At 50.2% G+C, this 25,413-nt stretch carries 27 protein-coding genes and 2 tRNA genes; 3 read left to right on the top strand and 26 right to left on the bottom strand.

Translation table 11 applies throughout. The features are described 5' to 3' along the window. Nucleotides 1–12 precede the first annotated feature (12 nt). Together DXB70_RS13305 and DXB70_RS13300 are read left to right on the top strand one after the other, a co-directional pair. Nucleotides 13–762 carry an adaptor protein MecA gene (locus DXB70_RS13305; RefSeq protein ID WP_118673463.1) on the top strand — a complete coding sequence of 250 codons (750 nt, stop codon included), beginning with the start codon at nt 13–15 and terminating at the stop codon, nt 760–762. A 139-nt stretch (nt 763–901) separates the two neighbouring features. Then, nucleotides 902–1,072 (top strand): 4Fe-4S binding protein, encoded by a 171-nt coding sequence (locus DXB70_RS13300; protein WP_107001811.1) that lies wholly within the window; start codon nt 902–904, stop codon nt 1,070–1,072. Nucleotides 1,073–1,156: 84 nt separating this feature from the next. Here DXB70_RS13300 and DXB70_RS13295 read toward each other — a convergent pair whose 3' ends face one another. The 21 genes from DXB70_RS13295 to DXB70_RS14640 all read right to left on the bottom strand — a co-directional run bounded on the left by DXB70_RS13295 (nt 1,157) and on the right by DXB70_RS14640 (nt 21,854). Next, nucleotides 1,157–1,879 carry a helix-turn-helix domain-containing protein gene (locus DXB70_RS13295; RefSeq protein ID WP_107001810.1) on the bottom strand — a complete coding sequence of 241 codons (723 nt, stop codon included), beginning with the start codon at nt 1,877–1,879 and terminating at the stop codon, nt 1,157–1,159. A gap of 207 nt (nt 1,880–2,086) precedes the next feature. Next, nucleotides 2,087–2,578 carry a GNAT family N-acetyltransferase gene (locus tag DXB70_RS13290; RefSeq protein WP_118673462.1) on the bottom strand — a complete coding sequence of 164 codons (492 nt, stop codon included), beginning with the start codon at nt 2,576–2,578 and terminating at the stop codon, nt 2,087–2,089. Nucleotides 2,579–2,616: 38 nt separating this feature from the next. Further along, nucleotides 2,617–3,948 carry a replicative DNA helicase gene (gene dnaB / locus DXB70_RS13285; protein ID WP_118492760.1) on the bottom strand — a complete coding sequence of 444 codons (1,332 nt, stop codon included), beginning with the start codon at nt 3,946–3,948 and terminating at the stop codon, nt 2,617–2,619. Nucleotides 3,949–3,964: 16 nt separating this feature from the next. Continuing rightward, a complete protein-coding gene (gene rplI / locus DXB70_RS13280; protein ID WP_022358874.1) occupies nt 3,965–4,411 on the bottom strand; it encodes a 50S ribosomal protein L9 in 447 nt (148 codons plus the stop codon). Nucleotides 4,412–4,413: 2 nt separating this feature from the next. Next, nucleotides 4,414–6,462, bottom strand: a complete 2,049-nt coding sequence (locus DXB70_RS13275; protein ID WP_118469339.1) for a DHH family phosphoesterase — start codon at nt 6,460–6,462, stop codon at nt 4,414–4,416. Nucleotides 6,463–6,932: 470 nt separating this feature from the next. After that, nucleotides 6,933–7,547: a cytidylate kinase-like family protein gene (locus DXB70_RS13270; protein WP_107001807.1), complete on the bottom strand. Its 615-nt coding sequence runs from the start codon at nt 7,545–7,547 to the stop codon at nt 6,933–6,935. A 319-nt stretch (nt 7,548–7,866) separates the two neighbouring features. After that, a complete protein-coding gene (locus DXB70_RS13265) occupies nt 7,867–8,442 on the bottom strand; it encodes a biotin transporter BioY (protein ID WP_107001806.1) in 576 nt (191 codons plus the stop codon). A gap of 18 nt (nt 8,443–8,460) precedes the next feature. After that, a complete protein-coding gene (gene bioB / locus DXB70_RS13260; RefSeq protein ID WP_118472511.1) occupies nt 8,461–9,414 on the bottom strand; it encodes a biotin synthase BioB in 954 nt (317 codons plus the stop codon). A 469-nt stretch (nt 9,415–9,883) separates the two neighbouring features. Further along, entirely contained in the window at nt 9,884–11,083 is a 1,200-nt protein-coding gene (hydF, locus tag DXB70_RS13255; protein WP_118673461.1) for a [FeFe] hydrogenase H-cluster maturation GTPase HydF, read from the bottom strand. Nucleotides 11,084–11,102: 19 nt separating this feature from the next. Further along, nucleotides 11,103–12,530, bottom strand: coding sequence for a [FeFe] hydrogenase H-cluster radical SAM maturase HydG (gene hydG / locus DXB70_RS13250; RefSeq protein ID WP_117796747.1), 1,428 nt, complete (start codon nt 12,528–12,530; stop codon nt 11,103–11,105). A gap of 165 nt (nt 12,531–12,695) precedes the next feature. Then, entirely contained in the window at nt 12,696–13,751 is a 1,056-nt protein-coding gene (gene hydE / locus DXB70_RS13245; protein WP_243099973.1) for a [FeFe] hydrogenase H-cluster radical SAM maturase HydE, read from the bottom strand. A 90-nt stretch (nt 13,752–13,841) separates the two neighbouring features. After that, nucleotides 13,842–14,108 carry a TM1266 family iron-only hydrogenase system putative regulator gene (locus DXB70_RS13240; RefSeq protein WP_022358889.1) on the bottom strand — a complete coding sequence of 89 codons (267 nt, stop codon included), beginning with the start codon at nt 14,106–14,108 and terminating at the stop codon, nt 13,842–13,844. Nucleotides 14,109–14,614: 506 nt separating this feature from the next. After that, the gene (locus DXB70_RS13235; RefSeq protein WP_022358890.1) at nt 14,615–15,379 is read right to left on the bottom strand and encodes an amino acid ABC transporter ATP-binding protein; all 765 of its coding nucleotides are present in this window, start codon (nt 15,377–15,379) and stop codon (nt 14,615–14,617) included. Between the two features lie 20 nt (nt 15,380–15,399). Next, on the bottom strand, nt 15,400–16,050 hold the full coding sequence (locus DXB70_RS13230) for an amino acid ABC transporter permease (RefSeq protein ID WP_333489850.1): 651 nt from the start codon (nt 16,048–16,050) through the stop codon (nt 15,400–15,402). Between the two features lie 199 nt (nt 16,051–16,249). After that, nucleotides 16,250–17,107, bottom strand: a complete 858-nt coding sequence (locus DXB70_RS13225) for an amino acid ABC transporter substrate-binding protein (protein ID WP_118293963.1) — start codon at nt 17,105–17,107, stop codon at nt 16,250–16,252. Between the two features lie 290 nt (nt 17,108–17,397). Further along, nucleotides 17,398–17,664, bottom strand: coding sequence for a 30S ribosomal protein S18 (rpsR, locus tag DXB70_RS13220; RefSeq protein WP_022358893.1), 267 nt, complete (start codon nt 17,662–17,664; stop codon nt 17,398–17,400). 77 nt (nt 17,665–17,741) lie between these two features. Beyond that, nucleotides 17,742–18,203, bottom strand: a complete 462-nt coding sequence (locus DXB70_RS13215) for a single-stranded DNA-binding protein (RefSeq protein ID WP_022358894.1) — start codon at nt 18,201–18,203, stop codon at nt 17,742–17,744. A gap of 25 nt (nt 18,204–18,228) precedes the next feature. Beyond that, nucleotides 18,229–18,516, bottom strand: a complete 288-nt coding sequence (gene rpsF, locus DXB70_RS13210; RefSeq protein WP_107001800.1) for a 30S ribosomal protein S6 — start codon at nt 18,514–18,516, stop codon at nt 18,229–18,231. Nucleotides 18,517–18,756: 240 nt separating this feature from the next. Continuing rightward, complete coding sequence (locus DXB70_RS13205; RefSeq protein ID WP_022358896.1) at nt 18,757–18,951, bottom strand: DUF951 domain-containing protein; 195 nt, start codon at nt 18,949–18,951, stop codon at nt 18,757–18,759. Nucleotides 18,952–18,974: 23 nt separating this feature from the next. Next, a complete protein-coding gene (locus DXB70_RS13200) occupies nt 18,975–19,697 on the bottom strand; it encodes an NAD-dependent protein deacylase (RefSeq protein ID WP_118673459.1) in 723 nt (240 codons plus the stop codon). 102 nt (nt 19,698–19,799) lie between these two features. After that, on the bottom strand, nt 19,800–21,854 hold the full coding sequence (locus DXB70_RS14640; RefSeq protein ID WP_118673458.1) for a GNAT family N-acetyltransferase: 2,055 nt from the start codon (nt 21,852–21,854) through the stop codon (nt 19,800–19,802). Between the two features lie 328 nt (nt 21,855–22,182). On the opposite strand from DXB70_RS14640, the gene DXB70_RS13190 reads away from it, so the two are divergent. After that, nucleotides 22,183–23,547 (top strand): MATE family efflux transporter, encoded by a 1,365-nt coding sequence (locus tag DXB70_RS13190; RefSeq protein ID WP_118472505.1) that lies wholly within the window; start codon nt 22,183–22,185, stop codon nt 23,545–23,547. On the opposite strand, the gene DXB70_RS13185 is transcribed toward DXB70_RS13190, so the two are convergent. The 5 genes from DXB70_RS13185 to DXB70_RS13165 form a co-directional block, all read right to left on the bottom strand. Further along, complete coding sequence (locus tag DXB70_RS13185) at nt 23,524–23,727, bottom strand: hypothetical protein (RefSeq protein WP_107001796.1); 204 nt, start codon at nt 23,725–23,727, stop codon at nt 23,524–23,526. The two genes, DXB70_RS13190 and DXB70_RS13185, sit on opposite strands and share 24 nt — an antisense overlap. A 91-nt stretch (nt 23,728–23,818) precedes the next feature. Beyond that, entirely contained in the window at nt 23,819–24,478 is a 660-nt protein-coding gene (locus tag DXB70_RS13180) for a hypothetical protein (RefSeq protein ID WP_107001795.1), read from the bottom strand. Between the two features lie 153 nt (nt 24,479–24,631). Further along, a complete protein-coding gene (locus DXB70_RS13175; protein ID WP_022358901.1) occupies nt 24,632–25,018 on the bottom strand; it encodes a thioesterase family protein in 387 nt (128 codons plus the stop codon). A 206-nt stretch (nt 25,019–25,224) separates the two neighbouring features. Then, nucleotides 25,225–25,295 (bottom strand) — tRNA-Cys (locus DXB70_RS13170). A gap of 5 nt (nt 25,296–25,300) precedes the next feature. Continuing rightward, a tRNA-Glu gene (locus DXB70_RS13165) sits at nt 25,301–25,372 on the bottom strand. Nucleotides 25,373–25,413: the final 41 nt, after the last annotated feature.

Raw genomic sequence — 25,413 nt, 5'->3', positions numbered from 1 at the left:
AAGTGAAAATCCATGAAAATAGAACGCATCAACGAAAACCAGATCCGCTGCACCCTGACAAGCAGCGATCTGAGCGCCCGCAACTTAAATCTGGGCGAACTCGCCTATGGCACGGAAAAGGCGAAAAAACTGTTCCATGAAATGATCCAGAAGGCATCGAATGAAGTCGGCTTCGAGGCGGACGATATTCCTCTGATGGTGGAAGCAATTCCGCTCTCCAGTGAGAGCATCATGCTGATCATTACCAAGATCGAGGACCCGGAAGAGCTGGACACCCGCTTTTCACGCTTTTCCCCGGGAAACGAGGACGAGCCTCTGACAGCGCTTGCCAACGAGCTTTTAGAGGGCGCGGACGGGCTTTTAAGCCTATTTACTGACAATGGCAAAAATACCGCCGCAAGCCCGCCGACCGGTTCGGACGCGCCTTCCACTGAAAATGCAGAGCCAGGTTCCAAACTGCCGGCAGCGCGTATTTTTACTTTCGGCTCCCTCGACGAGGTCTGCCGGGCAGCGCGCATCGCAGCTCCAGTCTGCGAAACACCGAACACGCTTTATAAACACCCGTCCGATGGTCGTTACTACCTTGTTGTCCGCCAGACAGCCGACAGCACCGACGCATTCAACCGCCTGTGCAATCTCCTGTCCGAGTACAGCGAACCATTAAAGACTGCCGCTGCCCCGAATGCATTTGAGGCATACTATGAGGAGCATTATGAGACGATCGTCCGGGAGCACGCGCTCTCAACGCTCTCGACCCTGTAGGAATACTGACTTCCAGAAAAATCGGTTTTTTCCATTGCTTTTATTTTAGAACATGAAAACCATCAATTTCTCCTTGAATATTTCGCATTTTTAGTATAGAATATAGCCAAACGCATAAATATAAAAGGAGGATTTTATCATGGCATTTGTAATTACTGATTCTTGTGTAAGTTGTGGTTCCTGTGCTGGCGAATGTCCAGTTGGAGCAATCTCTCAGGGAGATGGCAAATACGATATCGACGCTAACAGCTGCATCGACTGCGGTACATGTGCAGGCGTATGTCCGACCGGCGCTATTGAGCAGGGCTAATTAAACACAAACAAAAACGAAATATCTACATAAAAAAGCCTGTCGTTTCCGACAGGTTTTTTTTATGCCCTTTTGCAGAACTTATCACATCTTGTTCCCATTCCGTCCAAATTTCTTTTTCTTTACACGGGACCGGAAAAATGGAAACCGCCCTGGCGCAGCCGCCGCTGCTTCCGCTCGCCCCTGGTTTTCCCGCTGATACGCGCGGATGACCTCGTCGAGGCGCTTGAAGCGCTCTTCCTCCCGCTCATCAGAGACCCGCATCAGGTATTCCAGCTCCTTCATCAATTTATCATGCACCAGATAGCTGACGTCCTGGCTCAGTTTTTCGCTGTTTTCCTCGATCGCACGCCCGATGACCTGGTTCATGATCTCCTGAAACTGGCGCATCTTCTCCCCCGCCAGAGGCTGGGAAACCTCTGCCTGCGGCAGTTCTGTTTCCTTGTTTTCTACCTCTGTATTTTTTTTCATTTCCATATTTTCCTGCCTGCTCATGTTACGCTCTCCTGTTCCCGTTTCCCGGAAAACCGCCTGTGCCTGCGCTTCCAAAAGCGCTTCCGGTTCTGTTTTCTGATTTTCTTCCACTTTTCCGAGGATTCCCCGTATGGCTTTCAACTGGTACCCCTGTTCCTTCAACTGCTTGATCTGACGGAACAGCTGGATATGAAACTCCGTATAGTACCGATGCCCCAGTTCATTTCTCGGAATCGGAAGCCCCAGCTCGTCCTCCCAGTACCGGAGCACGTGAGCCTCCACCTGCACCTGTCTGGAAGCATCCGAAATCAGGTAATGCTTGTTCTTATTCATTCTGCTTGTCCTCCCCGGTACCTTACTACTACTATATGCGGGGTTCAAACTAAATATGAATAGCATTTACATAAAAAACAAGTTCCGGAACTCCTTCACCATCGATCGGAACGATTACCATATCGTAGCTAAATGCCAGCTCGCTGACGGTAGAAGGCGAATGAATGACATAAATAAAAAGAGGGGATTAAATTTCCCCTCTCCATTCTACAGCTTCTTCTCAAAGCACCAGTAATCATGCCCCTGCAGCACATACTCACCGACCTTCTCAAAGGCCAGCTTCGCGTACGACCGCAGCGCTTTCACATTATCCTTCGCCACCAGCATATGGGCACTCTTGCAGCCGCGTATTCTAAGTTCCTCCATCGCGCCTGCCAGAAGCTCGCGTGCGATGCCTCGGTTCTGGTACTTCTCCGCCACACCCAGTCTGGAAATTTCTGCCGACGGCTGCAGCTCCTTTGACCAGCACGGAATTGACTCTACCTCCGGATCATCATCGATCGAAACCACCCCCGCGATCTCTCCTGACGCATCATCCCGGATGCAGAACAGCGAATTTCTTGAAACATCCGACTGCAGCTCCGGCTCCCCCGGATAGGCATCCGTCCACGCGCAGAACTCCGTTCCCGCTAACGCGCGATAAAAATGGCGAACTGTATCTAAATCCGCCACATCTGATTTCTGTATTAATTCAAGCATCTTCCATTCCTTTTCTCCAGTCCCGTCCCCCAGCGACCCTATTTCGCCAAATTCGCAAACTTCGTCAGCTCCGGTCTCCACATCAGCTGCACCGTTCCTATCGGACCATTACGCTGTTTGGCAATGATTACCTCCGCGATATTCGGCGTATCCGTATCCTTGTTGTAATAATCATCACGGTACAAAAACATAACCACATCGGCATCCTGCTCAATCGCACCAGACTCACGCAGATCCGAAAGCATCGGGCGATGGTCCGGACGTGTCTCGCAGGCACGGGAAAGCTGCGACAGGGAGATAACCGGCGCATTCAGCTCTCGCGCCAGCGCCTTTAGTGAACGGGAAATCTCCGAAATCTCCTGCTGGCGGTTCTCTCCGCTCTTTCCGCTGCCGCTCATCAGCTGTAAATAGTCGATGATGACAAGGCTTAAACCGTACTCCAGCTTCACCTTGCGGCATTTCGAGCGCAGCTCCGAGATCGAGATACCCGGCGTATCATCGATGATCAGCTTGGAACTTCCGATCGTGCCGATGCCTTCCACGACGGCATCCCAGTCGGAATCCGTCAGCGTACCGGTACGCAGCTTCTGGGAATCGACATTCGACTCCATCGACAGCATACGGTTGACCAGCTGTTCCTTCGACATTTCCAGGCTGAATACCATGCACGGAAGCCCTTTTTTGACCGCCACATGCTCGACGACATTCAGAACAAACGCCGTCTTACCCATCGAGGGACGCGCCGCAATCAAAATAAAATCGGACGGCTGGAATCCCGACGTCCGGTAATCCAGATCGATAAATCCGGTCGGAATACCCGTGACGGTGCTGTTGCTCTTCGACGCCGCCTCAATCTTTTCCAGAACATTCAACGCCACCTGCCGGATCGGCACAAACTCTCCGCCTCCGCGGCTCTGGAGCAGGTCAAACACCGATTTCTCCGTGTGCGCCAGAATATCCTCCAGCTTGTCCCTTCCGCCGTAACAGAGGTTTTCAATCTCCTCATTCACTTTTATCAAACGGCGCAGGACTGCCTTTTCCCGCACGATATTGGCATACGATTTGACATTGACCGAGGTCGGCACAGATGTCATGATATCCCGGACAAAGTCCAGACTGCTGACCTCCGGCGGAACATCTTTTTCGCGCAGCCGATTTTGAAGCGTCACCAGATCGACCGGCTTTCCTTCATTGAAAAGCTCGACCATCGACTCAAACATGACGCCATACTGGTGCTGGTAAAAATCGGCGCCTGTGATAATCTCAGACGCCGCGATAATTGCTTCCCGATCCATAAGCATGGATCCGATGACTGACTGTTCCGCCTCTACACTGTGCGGGAGAACCCGCTTTATCAGGGCTTCCTCCATGATTCAGTCCTCCATATTAAGCTTCTACAACCTTTACTGCCAGTTTTCCGGTTACTTCTTTGTGAAGCTTGATCGGAACTTCGTGTGTGCCAAAGGTCTTAATCGGCTCCGGCAGAACCAGTTTCTTCTTGTCAATATCCAGATTTAACTGATCTTTGATCGCCTTTGCAATCTCCTTGGAAGAAACAGAGCCGAATGCTTTTCCGCCCTCGCCTGCCTTGATGGACAGGGTGATGGACTTATCCTCCAGATGTTTTGCCAGATCCTTCGCTGCTGCCAGGTGCTCTGCCGCGATCTTCGCCTCATTTGCCTTCTGCAGCTTCAGATCATTTAAGTTCTTCGGTGTTGCCTCGATTCCCAGTTTCTTTGTCAGAATAAAGTTGCGTCCATAGCCGTCGCTTACCTTTACAATCTGACCTTTTTTGCCAAGTGCCTTTACATCCTCTAATAATACAACTTCCATCGTTATATTTCTCCTTTCTCCATCATATCCGTAATGAGATCTTTTAATTTCTCTCTGGCTTCATCGATCGTCGCACCCTTAAGCTGTGCACCCGCAATCGTGCGGTGTCCGCCGCCGCCCAAGCGCTCCATGATAATCTGCACGTTGATCTCATCGATCGAACGCGCGCTGAAATAGATCGTGTCGCCCATCTGCGTCAGGATAAATGACGCCTTGATGCCTACAATATCCAGCAGCTCATTTGCCGCCTGTGCACCAACCACAGTAGGACTTTCAAGTCCTTCGGACGGACACACGGAAATCGCAAATGCGCCGTGATAAATCTCTGCTTTCTGGATCGCCTCAGCTCTCGCCCGGTAGTCCTCCAGCCGGTCGCGGAACAGCTTTCTCACACGCACGACATCCGCGCCGTTTCTACGCAGGAACGCCGCCGCCTCAAAGGTGCGGACACCTGCCTGGTTCATGAAATTGTTTGTGTCAATCACGATACCGGCGTACATCGCATCCGCCTCCGCCGGCTTGATCTTGATGCCGTCGTCGCCGATATACTGCAATACCTCGGCTACCATCTCACACGCCGAAGACGCATACGGCTCGACATAAGATAACACCGCATTGTCGATGATCTCGCTACTCTGGCGGTGATGGTCGAGCACCACGATCGTTTTGATCTGCTTGAGCAATTCCGGTGCCTCCGTGATACTCGGGCGGTTGACATCAACCACAACTAACATCGTGTTGGAATCCGCCCACTCTGCCGCTTCCTCGCCGGTTAAGAACAGATCCTCCGGGTAATCAGAGCTGTTTTCAAACCGCGCCATCATCGGTTTCACGGAAGAATTGACCCCATTGATGACGATCCGCGCCTTTTTATTAAAAGAGGTCGCAATCCGCCAGATACCAATCGCCGCGCCAAAGGAATCCGTATCGCCGATCTTGTGTCCCATGATCAACATCTTATCCTTCGTATCCATCAGCTCGCGCATCGCATGCGCTTTGACACGCGCCTTGACACGGGTCGTTTTTTCCAGCTGCTGCGATTTGCCGCCGTAATAGCGGATCTTCGTGCCATCCTTGACAACCGCCTGATCGCCGCCGCGTCCCAGCGCCATATCAATCGCCGTTCTCGCATACTCATAGTTGCGGATGTAGCTGTCGCCATTCATACCCATACCGATACTCAGCGTGACAGCCATATCATTTCCGATATTAACCGTCTTGACATCCTCCAGAATCGAAAAGCGGCTCTCCTGAATCTCTTTCGTGTACTGCTGCTTGATCACAAACAGATACTTGTCATTTTCCAGCTTCTTGACGATACCTTCCATCGCCATGAAATACTTCGTAATTTTCCGGTCAATCAGGGCAACCAGCAGGGAACGGCGTACCTCCTCGACACTCTCCAGCGCCTCGTCGTAGTTGTCGAGATAGATAAGTCCCGCCACCAGACGCTGATTGTTGATCTGCTGCTTGCAGCGCAGAATCTCCGTCTCATCGCAGAGATACAGCACTAAAAGCATCTCGCCGCTGTCCTCGTCCACCGCGCCAAGCTTCATGCCTTCCGTCTCGCTCAGCGCCACCTGCTGGATATCGATCCGGTAAAATCTGCCGTCAAATGAAGAATGAACGCTCGTTTTTTCGTCCATCTCATCCAAAAATTCCCGCGTCAGTTCCGGAAAGACCGCCGCGATATTCTTACGGCAGTTTTTATCTTCCCCGACGATCTCCGAAAAGGAGTGGTTCAACCAGAGGAAATGTCCCTCTGTGTCCGCGATGGCATACGGCACCGCCATCTCATAGAGGAGCTGTTTCTGCACCCACGCATACTCCGCCGAAAACTCCACCAGTCCGCCCATCAGACGTTTTCTCCGGTATATGAACAGCCAGAGTGCCACCAGCACATATATAACCGTAAATCCGGACATCACAAGACCGGCAGCCGGGCTCACAATCCCAACTGCCAGGTTCGCCGCCAACAGGAATACCGACAGTATGATCGGCCACTGCAGATACGTCCGCAGCTGACCTCGTATTTTCATATTTTCTTTCATCTCATTCTCCCGTGCATACAATGTTGCTGTCCATGTGCCGGTTTTCAAAATACCTGCCATGAGCAGTAACGATAAAGCAACCAAAATGACTTGATGCCCCTTATTATAGCATAGTGAGGGGGATTCGTCCAGACAATCCCCCATTGACAAACCAGAGCCGCCGTGCTAGTTATTGTGCACGCATACGTGCCCAGTAACCTGCGCTCGTATATCTTTTACGAAATGCTTTATATGCTTTAGTCTCGACTATAAAGTTGGTCGAGCTAGTAATAAGACACAAAAATAACCGCCCCGGTCCTGCAAACTTGAGCGGTTATTTTTAACTTATCATTTAAGGGTCCAACCGTCTATCGGTGAGATCCTTTATATATAGATAACATAACTACAAATAATTTCAATCATCTTCTTTGCATCTGTTATCTTAGATATCCTCATATCGACTGCATGAAACTATAAATGCCACTCTTCTTTTACTTCACCGCCTGGCAAATCAACTCCACGCACTTCTCAATTCCCAAATCTCCACTGTTCAGCATCAGATCATAGTTTTCTCTGTCGCCCCAGCGCTGATTCGTATAGTTTTCATAATAGATCCGGCGGCGTTTGTCGGTCTGGTGCATAAATTCATCAATATGCTCTTCCAGATCCCCGTACTCATCAATCGCGCGGCGAAGCCGGATATCACGATCCGCATAAACAAAGACACGCAGTACATCCGGACGGCTTTTCAGAATATAATCGGCACATCTGCCGATGAATACGCAGCTTCCGCGCTTTGCCGCCTCCTCGATCGCCTTCTTCTGCGCCACATAGATCTGCTCTGTCAATGGCAGTTCACTGAGCTTCGGCTCCTTCGGATAGGAAAGTCCATACAAAGTTCCCATCGCGAAATTGTAAAGCAGGCTATTTGTCAGGCGCTGCTCACGATCCGCAATAATTTCCGCTGGAAAACCGATCTCCTTCGCAGCAGCATCGATCAATTCCTTATCATAAAATTCCATTCCCAGTTTTTTAGCCGCTGTCAGACCAATCTGACGACCTCCGCTTCCATATTCACGACTGATAGTGATAATCTTTTTCTCCATACAACTGCCTCCTCCCTGTTCCTCCGTGGACTCCCTCTTTTTCTGTCTTTAGTATAACATATGCCTCAAAATTGTTCAAGTTTAGTCGCATATCCTTCTTATTTTTCTGCATCTTATTCCATATATGTAATTATTTCTGTTTTCTTTTGCTTTTATTTTTCTCTTTTCTTCTTATTTTCTATAAAATTTCAACTAACTTCTTCGTTTCATTCACAAAAAAGATGGGTGAAAGCGTTTTATGTATTCCACTTTCACCCATCTGGCCTTCATTTTAAATTATCATTTTATCTAAACTGTCGTTTTTACAGCCAAACGCTTTTTAGTCTCCTAACCGGTAAATTTCCCGGCGCAGCTTCGGTCCGATCAAAGCTGTGAAAATGATTTTGACTGCATCGCCCGGCAGATACGGGATAACGCCCACACCCAGTCCGGCTACAAAGGTCATGTTAAGCTGACCTGCCAGCCATACCGTTCCGAAAATATAGCAAATTGCCAGTCCCAATACCATGCCTACGATATGCAGGGCTACTTTGCCCGGAAAATGATCTACGAAAAATCCAACAATCAGCGCCATCAGGATAAATCCGACGAGATAGCCGCCGGTCGGTCCTGCCAGTTTACCGACTCCTGCCGTAAATCCGGAAAATACCGGAATGCCCACCATGCCAAGCAGCATATAAATCAGGTAACTGATCGTGCAAGCTTTCATTCCCAGCACATATGCCGCCAGATAAATAGCAAGATTCGTAAAGGAAATCGGAACCGGGCTGAATGGAAGCGGAATTGAGAGCGGTCCCAGAATACAGGTTACCGCCGTCATCACGCCAATCAGCGCCATCCGTTTGGTTGTAAAGTAAGGTCTGTGCTCCGCTTCTGCGGAAAGTATTTTACTCATGATATGAATGCTCCTTTTTTATAATGTGAAACCCATCGCTGCCAGCATCTCCTGGTCCTCGCTGATGCGGTTTCCGGAGGTTGTCAGCATATCTCCGGTGATGGCTGCATTCGCGCCGGAGCGGAATGCCCGTTCGCCGGAATGTTCCATTGAATTTCGTCCTGCTGCCAAACGGACCATCGCAGTCGGATTGATATAGCGGAAAATAGCAATCGTCCGCAGGATCTCATCCTCCGAAAGCGCTGCCTGATGTTCCAGCGGCGTGCCCGGAATCGGACGCAGGATATTGAGCGGAATTGACTTGATTCCAAGCTCGCTCAGCGTGATTGCCATGTCGATCCGGTCTTCCCAGGTTTCTCCCATGCCGATGATACCGCCGGAACAAACGGAAAGTCCTGCCGCCTGCGCACGCCGGATGACCTCCAGCTTGTCCTCAAATGTATGTGTGGTACAGATATTCGGGAAATTTCTCCGGGAAGTCTCAATATTAGCATGATACCGTCCCACGCCCGCCTCTTTCAGGCGGTTGAAATCTTCCTGTGACAGAAGTCCGTGGGAGGCGCAGAGCTCTACCTTACATTCCTTCTTCATAGCGCGGTATGCCCGAAGCGCCTTCTCCATCTCCGCTCCCGTCAGCGCACGTCCCGCCGTCACGATGGAGTAACGATGTACCTTCTTCGCCTCATGACGCTTGCAGTCCTCCAGAATCTCCTCTGGCTCCAGAAATGGATATTCTTCCACCTTCGCATGATGACAGGCTGACTGCGCGCAAAACTTGCAGTCCTCGCCGCAGCGTCCGCTTCGTCCATTAATGATAGAACACAGATCCACATGGTTGCCGCAGAGCTCCTTTCGGATTTTATCAGCCCCCGCACAGAGCTCATCCAGATCCTCACTCAATAAAAAGCTTAAATCCTCGCCCCGTTTCAGACGGCGTCCTTTTATAATATCTTCTGCCAGTTGTAAACTCATATCTTCTACTCCTTATCAAAATCAAAACACTTTTTCTCTAGTTATCCTTCGGTCAAATTCAAAAATATCCCATTTTTCTCATTTAGCTAACTTTCGCTATTATAAACCGTTGATTTTTAAATGTCAACATGACAAATTGATATAGTTTACATTCTGGCATCTGCTAAATCCAAAAAACCTGCATTTTTCCAGATATTCTCCAGCTATTTTCCAGACTCATGGCAGCAAAAAAAATGTGCCTTGGCACATCCGGGCGTCTCGCGCGGTCGCTTGCGACAACCTACATCTTCGCACGAGTGCGCATCATTGGCACGTTAGTGCCTTTTTGTGTAATAGGGAATTTCCTATGAAACAAAGCTGCTGTCCGACAGGCATTCCCATCGTCCAGCAGCTTTGTCAGCCTTTATTTCTAAGTTTCGTAACTGTTCAGTATCTTCACAGCCACGCGCAAAAATCCATTAAAAATTTCCTACCTGATCGGCTCCAGTGCCCCCATGCTCCGTTTCAAAATTCCCTTCATATAGGCAATCAAAATCCCATAATTGGTCATCGGGATCTCCTGATCGACAGCGCTGCGAAGACGGCTCTTCATCTCCCGCGCATTCAGCATACAGCCGCCGCAATGAACGATCAGCTTATAGCCGGACACATCCTCTGGAAATTCCGTCCCCGATGTAAAATGAAACTCCGGCGCTTTTCCCGTGTACTGACGGATCCAAGCCGGCAGCTTCTCCGTGCCGATGTCACCGCACTGGCGATGATGCGTACAGCCCTCGGAAATAAGGATCGGATCTCCGTCCTGTATCATTTCCAGCGCTTTTGCGCCCTCTGCCGCCTGTTTCAGATCCCCCTTATACCGCGCAAACAAAATGGAAAAGGAAGTCAGACGCACCTGCGGCGGCGTCAGCCGGTCTACCAGCGGAAATACCTGGCTGTCCGTGATTACCAATGCCGGATTTTCTTTCAATTTTGCAAACGTCTCCGAAAGTTCACTTTCCCGGCAGACAAACGGCATCGCACCGATGTCCAGCAGATCCCGGATGACCTGCTGCTGCGGCAGAATCAGCCGCCCCTTCGGCGCCGCCTTGTCAATCGGAACAACCAGAATTACCGTATCAAGCGGCTTTACTAAATCAGCCGCCAGCCGTTTTTCATCCGTCTCCTGCGACATAAGGCGTGCCATTTGCTCTTTTAACTGCTGGATTCCTTCTCTCGTCCGGGCACTCACATAGGCGGTATGTTTCACAGCAGATTCCTGTTCCGATTTTCCCGTCAGCAAATCCATCTTATTGTAAACCACCAGATACGGGATTTCCTTCTTCTCAAACAGCCGGATCATCTCTTCTTCCCAGCTGCTGATTCCTTCCACCGCATCCACCACCAGGACTGCCAGATCCGCCTTATTTAAGACTTGACGAGTCTTGCCAACTCTCTTTAAGCCCAGCTCGCCCTCATCGTCGATTCCAGGCGTGTCGATGATAACCACCGGACCGAGCGGCAGAAGCTCCATCGATTTATAGACCGGATCGGTCGTCGTCCCCCGGATGTCCGACACGATCGCCAGCTCCTGCCCGGTCACCGCATTGACCAGACTCGATTTTCCCGCATTTCTCCGTCCAAAAAACGCGATATGTACCCGCTCGCCGGACGGCGTCTCATTCATTCCCATTTTGATCCTCCTGATTTAGTTAAAACCTGAAATCCCGCTGCCCCTTTTCAATTTCAACCAGATTTTTTCTCACGATCTCCTGCACTTTTTCTTTCGGAATCGAACCGATCTCCGCCTGAATCAGCTTCTCTCCAATCTCTTTCGTCCCCGGCGCCGCATAATCTTCCAGATACTCCTTGAGCGTCATCAGCGCATTCGGATGACAACAGTTCTGAATCTGCCCGCTCTTGCACAGGCTCATAAAGCGGTCGCCCGTCCGTCCTTCCCGGTAGCACGCCGTACAGAAGCTTGGGATATAGCCTAATTCCATCAGCCAGCGGACCACCTGGTCGAGTGTCCGGTTGTCGCTCACATCGAACTGCGCCGAATTTTCCTCCTCCGGCTCTTCCTCTGCATATCCGCCGACACTGGTGCGGGAACCGCCGCTGATCTGCGATACGCCCAGCCGCAGCACCCGCTCCCGACAGGCTTTGCTCTCTCTTGTTGAGATAATCATGCCCGTGTACGGAACTGCCACCCGGATGCAGGCTACGATCTTCTCAAAAATATCGTCGCTGATGCCGTTGTCAAAGGTCGATGGGTCGATATCGTCCGCCCGGCGGATGCGCGGCACACTGATGGTGTGCGGACCAACACCAAAAACTGCCTCCAGATGTTCCGCGTGCATCAAAAGTCCTGCAAATTCATACCGGTACAACTCCAGACCAAATAAAACGCCGATTCCTACATCGTCGATACCGCCCTCCATCGCGCGGTCCATCGCCTCCGTGTGATAACAGTAATTGTGCTTTGGTCCCGTCGGATGCAGGCGCTCATAGCTCTCCTTATGGTACGTCTCCTGGAACAGGATGTACGTTCCGATTCCCGCCTCTTTCAGCTTCCGGTAATTCTCCACCGTCGTCGCCGCAATATTGACATTGACCCGGCGGATCGCCCCGTTTTTATGCTTGATACTGTAAATTGTCTTGATACTGTCCAGCACATATTCAATCGGATTGTTGACCGGATCCTCGCCCGTCTCCAGCGCCAGACGTTTATGTCCCATATCCTGAAGCGCAATTACCTCCCGGCGGATTTCCTCCTGCGTCAGCTTCTTTCTGGCAATGTGCTTGTTTTTCATGTGATATGGACAGTACACGCAGCCATTCACGCAGTAATTCGACAGATACAGCGGCGCAAACATGACGATCCGGTTTCCGTAGAAATCCTGCTTGATCTGGCGCGCCAGCTCAAAGATCTCCTCCACCTTTTCCGGGATCTCGCAGTCAAGAAGCACTGCCGCCTCGCGGTGGCTCAGCCCTTTTCGAAGCCGCGCCTTCGCCAGAATCTGATCGATCAGTTCCACATTGTTTTTGTTCTTCTCGGCATAGGAAAGAGTCTCTAAAATTTCCTCATGGTTGATAAATTCCTCTGCCTTTTTGGATGATGGGTTGTAATTGTAACTCATAGTCTCTTCTCCTTTTCTTACAGGTCAGGATGATAGCTGCCATGTTTTCCTCCGGCATTTTCAATTTCAAAAATGCCAGCATAACCAGCCGCCAATCGCCTCCTTCCCCGTCAGTTTATTTATCTGTAAGCATCTTTCGATGCCAACAAACCAAATCGCAGGCTTTTACCCCTTATAATCTCCCCGGTCGACGACTACCTCGTACCCGATGCTTTCCATGCGCCGTTTCATGCAGCTGACGCACTCCGCCGCCTCGTCTCCCGTGCAGATTTTATTGTCATAAAGCATATATTTGGCGCGCACCCCGACCGGAGACAGGTTCGGCATCACGACGTTTCCGCCTGCCAGAATCCCCAATTCGCGCCCCATCGGGTGAATCGTTCCGAGCGCCGTCGTCGCCGGAAGCAGCACTTTCGGCTTCAGCAGGCGAAGCAGCCCTAAAAGAAACAATGTCTCTTCCAACGTTCCCGCCGCCTCCCCGCCAAACGGAGTGTCATGCTGCGGAATAAACGGACCGATTCCCACCATTTCCGGATCCAGTTCTTCGATAAAACGCATATCTCTCGCCAGACAGCGCGCCGTCTGGTGCGGCGAACCGACCATAAAACCGCATCCGGTCTGATATCCAAGCGCCTTTAAATCACCCAGGCACTGCATCCGGTGTTCAAATGACATCTCTGCCGGATGCAGGCTCGCGTAATGGCACGCGTCCGCCGTCTCATGGCGCAGCAGATACCGGTCCGCCCCTGCCTCTTTCCAGCGTTTCAACGTATCATACTTCTTTTCTCCGAGCGACAAAGTAATCGCACAATCTGGAAATCCTGCCCGGATCGCCTGCACCATCTCCATCACCCAGTCGTCCGTCATCGCCGGATCCTCACCGCCCTGCAAAACAAAGGTGCGGAATCCCAGCTGATAACCATTCTCACAGCAGGAAAGAATCTCCTCCCGACTCAGGCGGTACCGGCTTGCATTTCGGTTGCTCCTTCGGATGCCGCAATAAAGACAGTCGTTTTTGCAATAATTGCTGCACTCAATGAGTCCCCGCACATACACCGCTTTTCCGTACTCTCTTTCCCGGATGCAGCGCGCTTTTTCAAAGAGGTAGTCCGCCAGCTCCGGTGAACGTCCCTCGATCAGACTGACCCACTCATCCTCCGTCAGGGACTCCCCCGCTTCCAGACGGTCAATCAATCTCTTTAATTCTGTAATCGTTTCTATCTGTTCAGCGCCTGGACGGACCGCCTCCCGCCACCAGTCAGACGGTCGAAGCCCCGCGCGTGTAAAATCTGCCATTCCGTCACCTCGTTTTCATTCCTGTGCTTCCGGCGCCTTCGAATACAGCGCCTTCGAAGAAATCCCCCGCAGCATCCCCAGCTTCCCGGACAGCGCACTGATCACATCACCCGGCGCGTCAATCACGACGCTGATAATATTCACGTTCCGTTTGTGGTAAGGAATCCCCATCCGCCCTACGATATACTGCCCGTACTGATGCAGTACCTTATTCAACTCTTCCGTATCTCCCGTCTGATCGACCACAATACCGATCACGGCAACTCTTGATTCTGTCTCCATGTTTTTCCCTCATATCTTCCTGTTTATCTGTCCAAATTTTTCTCTACAACAGATACCATTTCAAATATCTCCGCTAAAAACCATGCTGCGATCCTGTCCTGCAAAATCTTCCATCCACAGGCACCACTTTTTCCAGCCCCGCCTTTCTATAGAGCAAATGGATCAAAAAGAGCCCGCGCAGACGCGGACTCCATCCATCTCAAAAAGGGTATACGAATCTCCATGAACCGCTCCCCTTTCCTTCAAGACCCGTCTCAAACGTCAGCATCGCTTTTCACCACTTCCAGCATCACCGGAACACTCGATTATTTCTGTTCCATTCCTTTTTGAAAGGTATCTACTGCCTCGCAAATCGGAATACTTGATAAAAGCGTATCACATTTACTGTAAAATTGCAAATAACACTTATATGCTTCCCCATAAAATGCTTCCCCATAAAAAACGGGCGTCGCCGATTTTCCACTCCAAAACCAGCAACGCCCATCTTCCATTTTCCTAATTATTTCTTACAGAATCTTCCCATACCGTCCCAAAAAGCTCTTCGTTCTCTCATTATCCGAAGCAAACACCTTCTCCGGCGCGCCCTCCTCGACGATGAGTCCGTCTGCCATGAAGATCACGCGGTGGGAAATATCTTTCGCAAACGCCATCTCATGGGTAACAATCACCATCGCGATGTGCAGATCCGCTAACGACTTAATAACCTTCAATACTTCTCCCGTCAGCTCCGGATCTAGTGCGGAGGTCGGCTCGTCGAAAAACAGAATCTTCGGATTCAGTGCCAATGCACGGGCGATCGCCACACGCTGGCACTGACCGCCGGAGAGCTGGTACGGATAATAGTCCTCCTTATCCTCCAGACCCATTTTTTTCAGAAGCTCGCGCGCCTCTTTATAAACCGTCTCCTTGTCGCGCTTCTGCACATGGATCGGCGCGTCTGTGATATTTTTCAGCACAGAATAGTGCGGAAACAGGTTAAAATTCTGGAATACCAGACCGTACTGGCTACGGATCTCCTTCATGTCCTTCTTATCCGCATAGCTGACCTTGCCATCCGCGCCCGTCCAGGCTGCTCTCTTTCCTAAATATACGATCTCGCCGTGGTCCATCGTCTCCAGCATCGTCGCGCAGCGCAGAAGCGTCGATTTACCCGAGCCGGACGGTCCGATGATGGACACGATCTCGCCCTCGCTCACACTCAGTGAAATATCCTTTAAAACCGACAGATCGCCGAATGATTTTTCCACATGATTTAATTCTAACAGGTTCATTTTCCACATTCCTCCCGCTTCTATCGGTAATAATCCAGCTTTTTCTCAATCCATTCCATTGCAACTGCCACAACCAGATTGAAAATATAGTAAAAGACGGCTGCTGCCACAAACGGCATCATATTCGTCTGGGATGCCGCCAGCGCCTTGGCGATTGAGAACATCTCCGCCACGCTCAACGTAAACGCCAGAGACGTATCTTTTACCAGCGTGATGACCTCATTCGTCACCGACGGAAGAATCCGCTTGATTACCTGCGGCAGGATGATCTTGAAGAAGGTCTGTGCCTTTCCATAACCCAGAATCTCCGCTGCCTCATACTGTCCGACCGGCATCGACTGGATGCCGCTGCGGTAAATCTCGGCAAAATATGCCGCATAGTTAATGACAAAACCGATGAAGGTAGCCCACAGACGGTAACTGCTGCCGACTTTGATGCGGAACAGATAATACGGTCCAAAATACACCACCATGAGCTGCAGCATCAGCGGCGTGCCTCGCATAATCGAAATATATACTTTTACAATCGTCTGGATCAGCTTGTTCTTCGACATACGCCCGAACGCGATCACGAGTCCTAACGGAAGTGAAAATAGCAGTGTGATCACAAAAATCTGTGTGCTGACTGCCATACCACCCGCAAGCTGTGTAATCATCTGCTGGAGTGTCATCTTACCCATAATTATTCCATACCTGCTTTCTAAAATGTAGATTCGTTACTGTTCACGCATACGTGCCCGGTAACGGAATGTGCTGTGACTTCACAGTTAAACACATAAACCGCGAATGGGGACTGCCATGAAATCATTCACAGCCGTCCCTATTCCTATTATTTAATAATGTTTCGTTTTTACAATCAACGATTAATTACTATTTGCCGACGGTAGTTACGTCCTTGCTAAACCATTTCTCAGAAACTTCCTGTAAGGTTCCATCCTCTGCCATCTCTTCCAGAGTGCTCTGAACTTTATCTCTTAACTCGGTGTTGCCCTTCTTGAAGCCTACGCCGTATTCTTCCTCAGAAAGGGAATCGTCCAGAATCTTGAAATCAGCGTTTCTCTGCTGAATCTGATAGCCTGCTACGATTACGTCCATCGCAATGGCATCAACGGCGCCCTGCTCCAGATCCATGAATGCGGTGTTGTAATCAGCGGTTGTCAGAAGCTCCTTGAAAGTAGCGGTCAGTTCCGGTGCCTCTTTTAAAGCTGCCTCTGCGGAAGAATCTGCCTGAACCTCTACGATCTTGCCTGCCAGATCCGCCTGGCTGTTGATATCCGAATCATTGGCTACGACAAATACCTGCTGGTTTGCCATGTACGGCTCAGTCCAGGTGTAATCATCCTCACGACCTGTCATCGTAAATCCATTCCAGATGCAGTCGATATTGCCGGACTCAAGCTCCATATCTTTAGAATCCCAGGCAATCGGCTGTGCCTTATATTCCAGACCCAGACGTTTTGCAACTTCCTGTGCCAGCTCCAGGTCAAATCCGGTGTACTCGCCGTCATCGCCTACAAATCCCATCGGCGGGAAATCCTGATCGAAGCCAACAATCAGAGTGCCGCCGTCGGTTGTCTTCGCCTCTTCTGCGGTGGTTTCCTCTGCCTGGCTCTCAGCCGCCTCTGTGTCTGCTGCGGTTGTCTCTGCTGCGCTGTTGCTGCTGCCACATGCGGTCATGGAAAGTGCCATTACTGCAGCCAGCGCTGCGCTCACAAATCTCTTTTTCATAATTAGTGTCCTCCTCATTTTCAGACAGTGGAAGCCGTTCTCCCTTTGCCGGTTTCCGTCTCGCTTTTTAATATGCTACCATATTAGCATACTAAAGTGTCTTTGTAAAGCACTTATTTTTGAAATTTGTCTTTTTGTGTAATAGGGAATTCCATGGAATTTCCTATTATACAAAAAGGGATCCCACATGATCTCTCACATGGAATCCCAATCATTTTTATCCTCAATAATTGAGTGAAATTTGAGTAAAAATCTTCTTTTACCCTTAAAAAAACCTTATTTTACAAGGATTACTCGCAAACATACGGCATCAGGGACAGATGTCTTGCTCTCTTGATAGCTACAGTCAGAGCTCTCTGATGTTTAGCACAGTTGCCAGTGATACGTCTCGGAAGGATTTTTCCTCTCTCGGATACGTATCTTTTTAATTTATTTGTATCTTTGTAATCGATTTCGCCGTTCTTCTCGCCGCAGAATACACAAACTTTTTTTCTTCTACGCATACCGCCTCTTCTGATCTTGGAAGCGTCTGTTTTATCGCCTTTATTGAATGCCATTGGTCTTTCCTCCTTCACACACATCAGCCTGATGGCGCTCTCGCGCACTCCGTCCGCCGGGGGACCGATTCCCGAACCTAGTTGAACGGAAGGCCTTCGTCTTCTACTCCATCAGGAATATTCATGAATCCATCGCCGATTGCGCTGGACGGAGCCGGGCGCTCTGCCGGACGGTAACCGCCGTCGCTGTTGCCAGATGCCGCATTCTTGCTCTCTGCAAATTCCTGATCCTCTACAATCACTTCTGTCGTATATACTTTCTGGCCGTCACGATTGGTATAGCTGCCAGTCTGAATTCTTCCGGTTACTACGAGCTTGGTTCCCTGATGAAAATACTTCTCAGCGAATTCGCCTGCTCTGTCAAATGCAACACACGGAATGAAATCCGCTGTCTGTGCGCTGTCGTCTCCGTTTCCGCCTCTGCGGCCTCTGCGGTCTACTGCCAGCGTGTATCTGGCGATTGCCATAGCTCTCTCGCCCTGAGAGTATCTCACTTCCGGATCTCTCGTTAATCTGCCCATCAGAATTACTTTATTCATACGATCACTCTTTCTTTATCTACTCTTACGCATCCTGTCTTACGCATAAGTATCTGATAACCGGCTCCATGATGCGGATGTGGTTCTCCACCTCATTCGGGCATACGGAATCAGACTCGAAATGTACGAAGTAGTAGAATCCTTCTTTCATTTTCTGAATCTCGTAAGCAAGTCTCTTCTTGCCCCATTCATCAATGTCAGTTACTGTACCGCCGAAACGTGTGATGTAACCTGTTACTTTCTCCATCGCTGCGGCTCTCTCTTCGTCCTCGAGTTTTGCGCTAAGAACAACTGCTAATTCATATTTGTTCATGCTCTTTCTTACCTCCTTGTGGTCACTGACCCCCTGACTCCAGCAGGGAGTAAGGATTTTTGTGTTATATATTACCGAATATCTATGATACCAAAAAAGGAACGGCTTGGCAAGCACTTTTTCGAGATTTTCTATGTAAATTTTCTCGTTTTTTCCGGGCTTTCTGCCCCTTCTTACTGCATTCTTTTACTGACTGCCAGATCATGAAGCTGCCTGCATCTGTACGCCCACCCGCCGCTCTTATTCGGACTTCTCTCCCGCTTTTTTCAGTCCTCTGGTACTCTTTTCTACCAATGGTCGTGCCATCATCACCTGATGCCCGCAGCCGGCACATTTCAAACGGAAATCCGCGCCGACCCGCAGGATCTCCCACTCATGGCTGCCGCACGGGTGCGGCTTTTTGAGTTTTACAATATCTCCAACCTCGTATACCATTTCCTCTCTCCCCTGTTACTACCTTATACTCCGACCGCGTCCCCCAGCACCTTCCCGATGCTGTCGCTGATAACCAGATCCGCCTGACCATCGCGCGAGGTCGCTGATTTATTGATCAGAACCAGTTTATTTCCATGATAATAATCAATCAGCCCCGCTGCCGGGTACACCACCAGCGAGGTGCCGCCGATGATCAGCATATCTGCCTTGCGGATATGGGCAATTGACCGCTCAATTACCTCATTGTCCAGTCCTTCCTCATACAGCACGACATCCGGCTTGATCACGCCGCCGCAGCCGCACTTCGGCACGCCCTTCATCTTCAAAATATCATCCAATCCGTAAAACCTGCCGCAGCGCGTACAATGGTTGCGGAGCACCGATCCGTGCAGCTCCAGCACCTCTTTGCTGTCTGCTGCCTGGTGCAGCCCGTCGATATTCTGGGTAATAACCGCTTTCAGCTTTCCTTCCTGCTCCAGCTTCGCCAGCGCCAGATGCGCCCGGTTCGGCTTTGCATTCGGGAACAGCATCTTATTGCGGTAAAACCGGTAAAATTCCTCTGGCTTTCTCATATAAAAGCTGTGGCTTAAAATCGTTTCCGGCGGATAGTCATACTCCTGATGGTACAGCCCGTCCGTGCTTCTAAAATCCGGGATATTGCTCTCGGTCGAAACACCCGCCCCGCCAAAAAATACAATATAATTTGACTCATTAATCCATTTTTTTAATGTGTCTGTCTCTCCCATCTGACGCACTCTCCTCTCCTTTTTCTGAAAACATAAAAGCGGTTGCTATTAGTTTACATGAAATCAGCACATTCTCTATCCTATACAATTACAGCACGCACTCTACACGATCTCATCCAGATACACGCCGTTCACCGTATCCACCTGTGCCAGAATCTCTGCCAGCCCCTTATTTTCAAGCTGTCCGTCCCAGATTTCTTCCGCTTTCCGGCAGCCAAACAGCCAGCTCACCAGCTCTTCCGGCTTCGTCTCCAGCCATATGGAAACATTTTCCGTGCAGCCGCAGGTATCCGGCTCCGGTTTCCGCGCCTTCAGGCTGGAACCTGTCTCCCCAATCGTCCAGACAAACTCACCGTTGTTCATTTCCAGAATCGGATCATTCATACGGATGCCCAGTGTGAGCATACGTTTTTCTTCTCCCTGCTGCTCTGCCTGTTTTAAGCCAAATGCCGCCAGCAGCGCCCCGATATTCGTCAGGCGCGCCATATTCCACGGCTTCTCGCCCGTCTTGACCGTGTATGCGTCCTCCGCATACAAAAGCCGATGTTCACGGACTTCCCAGCCCCAGTAGGCATCCAGGCCAACCAGCCTGCCGTCCTGTTCCAGGAATTCCAACGTGCCATTTTCAGAAGCCAGCTCCTTGATGAGACGGCTCACATACGCCGCATCCCGGCGCGTATACATCTCATACCGTGCGCCCAGCCACTGTTCCATATAGACGGCAGCCCGCCCGCAGTCCTCCGGCGTATCCTGGCACACCGTGCGCGTCAGCGTCTGTTTCGCCTCCTCGGTCAGCTCATAGGATGCCACATTTCCGATGAAGGTAAATCCCATCGGTGCATACACAGCCGGGTTGACCGGAACCAGATACGTGATCGGCTTTCCGGCTGCCTCCTCGTCGTGAAGCATTTTCACAAATACGTCCCGGAAATGTCCCTCGCGGCGGCGGCTCTCCTCGGTTGCTACTCCGACCAGATAATCGAGCTTCCAGAGGCGTCCACGCAGCTTCACCGCATACGGATTGTACTGCACCATCGAAATCAGAAGTCCATTATCCTTTTTCACCAGAATCTCGTTATCCTTCGTCTTTTCCTTATAATAATACTCGATAAAACTCTCCGAATCTTCCGGGAAACACATATGCCAGAGATGCTTCGTCTCGTCCTTATCCTCCGCATCCAGATACGTCAGCACACTTCCCGCCGTCGTATTGGCGATCTGCTCCGCCCAGTGATAGCCCTTGCTGCCGTTTAACAGCTGTTCTACCAGATATTTGCGTGCATAATCCGCCGGATAATACGTCATTTTCGCCTTCCGGAGTCCCTCTAAGCCCATATCGTCCTCGCGGTTGACCCACTCAGCCTCAGGAAATTCCTCTATCAGGAACTCTTGGTTGATAAACTGGTACAGACCGTTGATCTCCGGGTTTGCCTTCTCAATATGGATAACCGCCATATGTTCCACCGGATTGTAGCTTCCGATCGTAAATGCCTCCATCTGACCGTCGATATACACGCCGCCCATGTGGATGCTGAATTCTGAACAATTTTTCAGAATATCATGAATGCCCTTTACCTCATAATCGAGATGTTCCTCGACCTCCTCGCCCTTCTGCTGTCTCCAGCGGTCCAGAAAAACCCAGACATCGTGGCTGTCCGAACAACACAGACGGCGGTACTCATAGCGCCCCTCATATTCGCGCTTAAATGCGTTGACGCGGTTTTTCTTCTTATGCAGTTTCTTTCCCGCCAGGGAACGCATCGCGTCGCCGTTGTAGAGATAATCCCTCGAATCGACCTGCTCTTCCACCAGATATTTGTCCTCCGGCAGATTTAAATATTTCACTGCATACTCATCCGCCAGATTGATAACCAGCGGATATCCCAGTTCTTCATTAAAATACTCCTCAATCGCCGCAAACGCCCCCGGCAGGTCTTCCTCCCGGCACAGCGGCATCGCGGAAAAACAACGTCCTTCATTCTCCATCAGCCATAAAAGCGCCTTATTTTCCCAGATTGCATAGCGGACATTATAATAATCTTTCCAGACATAGCTCTCCAGAAATACGCTGTCGCACGTCATATTGTGGCGCATCGCGTAAAACGGAAGCATCTCCTGGATACTGTTAACTTCAATTTTTTTAAACTCTAAACTCATGAAACCTCCTGTGTAAAATCAAAGTGGGTTTTATTTGCCTTCTCATATTATACCATAAATACTAAATTCAGCTATCGCCTTTGGCTTGGCTTCATTAAGTATTTAGGTATGACTCGCACTAAGCTCGAAAACACCTCGCTAAGTGCTCATATTATACCACAAATTTCCTACTTAAAAACAAGGATTTTCTTCCCTTGACTCTATAATTATTGTAGACATTATAGTTATTTCTGATAAACTATACTCAGAAAATGATTTATGCGGCGTTTTCTTTCTGACGGCCGACGGCAGAGTCATCTATTTTTACCAGAAAGACGAGGATTTATTCATGGAAAAGAATCTCACCTCCGGCAGTGTGCTGAAAACAGTTATCTATTTCTCCTTGCCATACTTGTTATCTTATTTTTTGCAGACACTCTACGGCATGGCAGATCTGTTTATTATCGGGCAGTTTGGAGGCGTGGATGGGACGACGGCGGTCTCGGTCGGCAGTCAGGTCATGCATATGCTGACGGTTATGATCGTTGGTCTGGCGATGGGCGCAACGGTTCTCATCGGACGCGCGGTCGGCGCGGGTGACCGGAAGCTTGCGGCGCGCGGCATCGGTAACACGATTTCCTTATTTGCAGGTCTGTCCATTCTTCTGACCGGACTTCTGCTGACGGCGGTTCACGGCATTATCAGGCTCCTGTCTGTCCCGGAGGAAGCGGTAAACGGCACCGCGGCATATCTGATGATCTGCTTTGCCGGCATCCCGTTCATCACCGCCTACAATATCATCAGCTCTATTTTCCGCGGCATGGGCGACTCCAAAAGTCCGATGTATTTCGTTGCAATCGCCTGTATTATCAATATTGCGCTTGATTACCTTTTAATGGGCGTGTTTTCGCTCGGTCCGTCCGGCGCGGCGCTCGGCACGACCCTGTCACAGATGTGCAGTGTCCTGATCGCCCTGGTCGTAATCATTAAAAAACGGATGTTTCCGGGTTTTCGTCTCCGTGACCTCCATCCACATAAGACTACCATAGCCTCCATCCTGCAGGTCGGAATCCCAGTTGCAGTTCAGGACGGCTTTATACAGGTTTCTTTTCTGGTTATTACCATGTTTGCCAACCAGCGCGGATTAAATGATGCGGCGGCGGTCGGAATCGTTGAAAAGCTGATCGGAATCCTGTTTCTGGTTCCATCCTCGCTTCTCTCCACGGTTTCCGCCCTCTCCGCTCAAAACCTGGGCGCCGGAAAACCTGAGCGTGCCCGTCAGACGCTGCGCTACGCGATCTGCATCACATTTTCTTTCGGGCTGATCATCGCAATTGCCATGCAGTTTGCTGCCGGTGCCGCCGTCTCCCTCTTTACTGATGAGGCAGAGGTTGTCCGGCTCGGAACCCAGTATATGAAGAGCTATGTGCTGGACTGCATGATCGCCGGTATCCATTTCTGCTGCAGCGGTTTCTTCTGCGCCTGCGGACTGTCCGGGCTGTCGTTCCTGCACAACTGCATCTCGATCGTGGTAGCGCGCATCCCGCTGGCATGGCTTGCCTGCCGCTATTTCCCAGAAACACTGTATCCGATGGGACTCGCAGCGCCGATCGGATCTCTCATCTCCGTTGCCATCTGCCTGATTGCATTGCGGTGGATTAGGCGGCATCCGGAAAAGCTGGTTATGAATTTACATCCAGTTGAAACAGAATAAATGCTGCATTCCCATCTGGATCTTAAAACTTCCATCCGCCAGTTCAACAAGCCTCTGACGGAAACAGCGGTCTGGCTTGGAACGGTTGGTGTCGGCATTTCGCTGAAAGCTCCCTCCGTTCCGGGCACAGACAAATGGCAGGAAACTACCTGCATGGTTGTCCGCTTTCGCGGCAGCCATCAGGAAGCTCCTGCCCCCATATAAAACTCTTCTGCAATTTATCTGGGAGCATTCTCTCCCCATCACCGGATTCTACCGTGAGATCACCCGCTTACTTTTCCCGCATCTCCAGCAGTCTCCACGCCTTCTTATTCTGGACTTCCAACACGGAACCACAATATTCACACTTTTTCAACCCCAGCTTCTGAATCGGTGCACCGCAGTTTGGACAGATAAGCGAAACCGCTGCCCCTGCTGTTTTCGCATCCTCATAGACATACACCAGTTCCGTCTCATAAACTGTCTGAATCAGATTCGAATGCAGTTCTGACTGCATCTCAGGCGTTTTCTCATATTCAGTCATTTCCTCATACTCGACCGCCGACTCACACAGAATCCGGCAGAGTCCTTTTTCCTTCTGATAGCGGCTGATGACCGTCCGGTGGATATGTACCTTCTGATACTCTTTTTCCAGTTTTTTTCTCAATTCTGTCTCGATCTGAGTCTTCCACTCGCTCCAGTTAAACTCCGGGAAATCTTTTGCAATCTGCGGCAGGCACAGCCGGTCCATTCCCGCCAGCGAACGCGGTTTGGATGCGTCTGGCTGCGTCAAATCACCTTCCGATAAATGCTTTGCCACATACCGAAACACCTGTACCTCCGGCGTACTCGCCAGCTGCCGTATTTTCCTCTTTATTTTGCGGTAAATCCACCAGACAAGCGCTGCCGCAATCAAAATGCCAATGATCCACCCTATCGTTTCTGTCCGCACCGCTGCCTCTCTTTCTATGTTACTGCACACACACGTGACCAGTAACCTTTCTTTATCTCTATTCACACGCATGGCATACCACAAACTGATTTTGCCGCTCCCCCTTATTCCAGAACGGCAAAATCCGTGCATGATACTTAAACCTGATACTCCTTATTCCGCCTTGCTCGCTGCCTTGTCGCTCATCGCCTTTGAATTTACCATGATCCGCAGATGGGACCCTTCGCCGCATTTGCCCTTCTCATCGTTTACTTCAATATCAAACCACATTTTCCGGCGCTCAATGCTGCGGAGTTTTGCAGTCGCTGTTACCTTCATTCCCACCGGCGTCGGCGCCAGATGGCGGCAGTGAATCTCCGCTCCGACCGTCGTCTGTCCTTCCTCCAGATACGATTTCGCCAGTTCCAGCGCTGCCGCCTCCATCAGGGCCACCATATTCGGAGTAGACAAAATTTGGGAACCTGCGCTTCCGATTCGCTTTGCCGTCATCTCATCCGTTACTTCCCAGGTCAGGCTGTATTCCTGTAATTTTTCTGCCATTTTCGCTTCCTCCATATTATAAAATAATTTTGTCGCGGCTATGTTAAAATGCCGTTTCTTGAATGATTCTATTATAGCAGAAGATGCGAAAATCCGATAGCGCCATCTTACTTCACAGCGAATCAAACAGTTGAAATCCCGAAAATCCTTGTAAAATACGGCTTTTCAGGCATAAAAAAAGGAACCATCTTTCGATGATTCCTCAGAGGCGACAACCAGATTTGAACTGGTGATCAGGGTGTTGCAGACCCACGCCTTACCACTTGGCTATGTCGCCATAAATGACCCCAACGAGATTCGAACTCGTGTTACCGCCGTGAAAGGGCGATGTCTTAACCGCTTGACCATGGGGCCAGATATTAAATTAAAACTCCCCGAGTAGGACTCGAACCTAC

Source organism: Clostridium sp. OM05-5BH, from assembly GCF_003481505.1.
In the GTDB taxonomy this organism is placed as follows: domain Bacteria; phylum Bacillota; class Clostridia; order Lachnospirales; family Lachnospiraceae; genus Otoolea; species Otoolea fessa.
Note: the sequence above shows the minus strand (reverse complement) of the source record. Positions and strands in the feature narration are given on the sequence as shown.

Excerpts from the sequence above, each read along its gene's own strand:
- DXB70_RS13305 (WP_118673463.1), top strand. The coding sequence starts at position 13 with ATGAAAATAGAACGCATCAACGAAAACCAGATCCGCTGCACCCTGACA.
- DXB70_RS13300 (WP_107001811.1), top strand. The coding sequence starts at position 902 with ATGGCATTTGTAATTACTGATTCTTGTGTAAGTTGTGGTTCCTGTGCT.
- DXB70_RS13295 (WP_107001810.1), bottom strand. The coding sequence starts at position 1,879 with ATGAATAAGAACAAGCATTACCTGATTTCGGATGCTTCCAGACAGGTG.
- DXB70_RS13290 (WP_118673462.1), bottom strand. The coding sequence starts at position 2,578 with ATGCTTGAATTAATACAGAAATCAGATGTGGCGGATTTAGATACAGTT.
- dnaB (WP_118492760.1), bottom strand. The coding sequence starts at position 3,948 with ATGGAGGAAGCCCTGATAAAGCGGGTTCTCCCGCACAGTGTAGAGGCG.
- rplI (WP_022358874.1), bottom strand. The coding sequence starts at position 4,411 with ATGGAAGTTGTATTATTAGAGGATGTAAAGGCACTTGGCAAAAAAGGT.
- DXB70_RS13275 (WP_118469339.1), bottom strand. The coding sequence starts at position 6,462 with ATGAAAGAAAATATGAAAATACGAGGTCAGCTGCGGACGTATCTGCAG.
- DXB70_RS13270 (WP_107001807.1), bottom strand. The coding sequence starts at position 7,547 with ATGGAGAAAAAGATTATCACTATCAGTCGTGAATATGGAAGCGGAGGT.
- DXB70_RS13265 (WP_107001806.1), bottom strand. The coding sequence starts at position 8,442 with ATGAGTAAAATACTTTCCGCAGAAGCGGAGCACAGACCTTACTTTACA.
- bioB (WP_118472511.1), bottom strand. The coding sequence starts at position 9,414 with ATGAGTTTACAACTGGCAGAAGATATTATAAAAGGACGCCGTCTGAAA.
- hydF (WP_118673461.1), bottom strand. The coding sequence starts at position 11,083 with ATGGGAATGAATGAGACGCCGTCCGGCGAGCGGGTACATATCGCGTTT.
- hydG (WP_117796747.1), bottom strand. The coding sequence starts at position 12,530 with ATGAGTTACAATTACAACCCATCATCCAAAAAGGCAGAGGAATTTATC.
- DXB70_RS13240 (WP_022358889.1), bottom strand. The coding sequence starts at position 14,108 with ATGGAGACAGAATCAAGAGTTGCCGTGATCGGTATTGTGGTCGATCAG.
- DXB70_RS13235 (WP_022358890.1), bottom strand. The coding sequence starts at position 15,379 with ATGAACCTGTTAGAATTAAATCATGTGGAAAAATCATTCGGCGATCTG.
- DXB70_RS13230 (WP_333489850.1), bottom strand. The coding sequence starts at position 16,050 with ATGACACTCCAGCAGATGATTACACAGCTTGCGGGTGGTATGGCAGTC.
- DXB70_RS13225 (WP_118293963.1), bottom strand. The coding sequence starts at position 17,107 with ATGAAAAAGAGATTTGTGAGCGCAGCGCTGGCTGCAGTAATGGCACTT.
- rpsR (WP_022358893.1), bottom strand. The coding sequence starts at position 17,664 with ATGGCATTCAATAAAGGCGATAAAACAGACGCTTCCAAGATCAGAAGA.
- DXB70_RS13215 (WP_022358894.1), bottom strand. The coding sequence starts at position 18,203 with ATGAATAAAGTAATTCTGATGGGCAGATTAACGAGAGATCCGGAAGTG.
- rpsF (WP_107001800.1), bottom strand. The coding sequence starts at position 18,516 with ATGAACAAATATGAATTAGCAGTTGTTCTTAGCGCAAAACTCGAGGAC.
- DXB70_RS13205 (WP_022358896.1), bottom strand. The coding sequence starts at position 18,951 with ATGGTATACGAGGTTGGAGATATTGTAAAACTCAAAAAGCCGCACCCG.
- DXB70_RS13200 (WP_118673459.1), bottom strand. The coding sequence starts at position 19,697 with ATGGGAGAGACAGACACATTAAAAAAATGGATTAATGAGTCAAATTAT.
- DXB70_RS14640 (WP_118673458.1), bottom strand. The coding sequence starts at position 21,854 with ATGAGTTTAGAGTTTAAAAAAATTGAAGTTAACAGTATCCAGGAGATG.
- DXB70_RS13190 (WP_118472505.1), top strand. The coding sequence starts at position 22,183 with ATGGAAAAGAATCTCACCTCCGGCAGTGTGCTGAAAACAGTTATCTAT.
- DXB70_RS13185 (WP_107001796.1), bottom strand. The coding sequence starts at position 23,727 with ATGGCTGCCGCGAAAGCGGACAACCATGCAGGTAGTTTCCTGCCATTT.
- DXB70_RS13175 (WP_022358901.1), bottom strand. The coding sequence starts at position 25,018 with ATGGCAGAAAAATTACAGGAATACAGCCTGACCTGGGAAGTAACGGAT.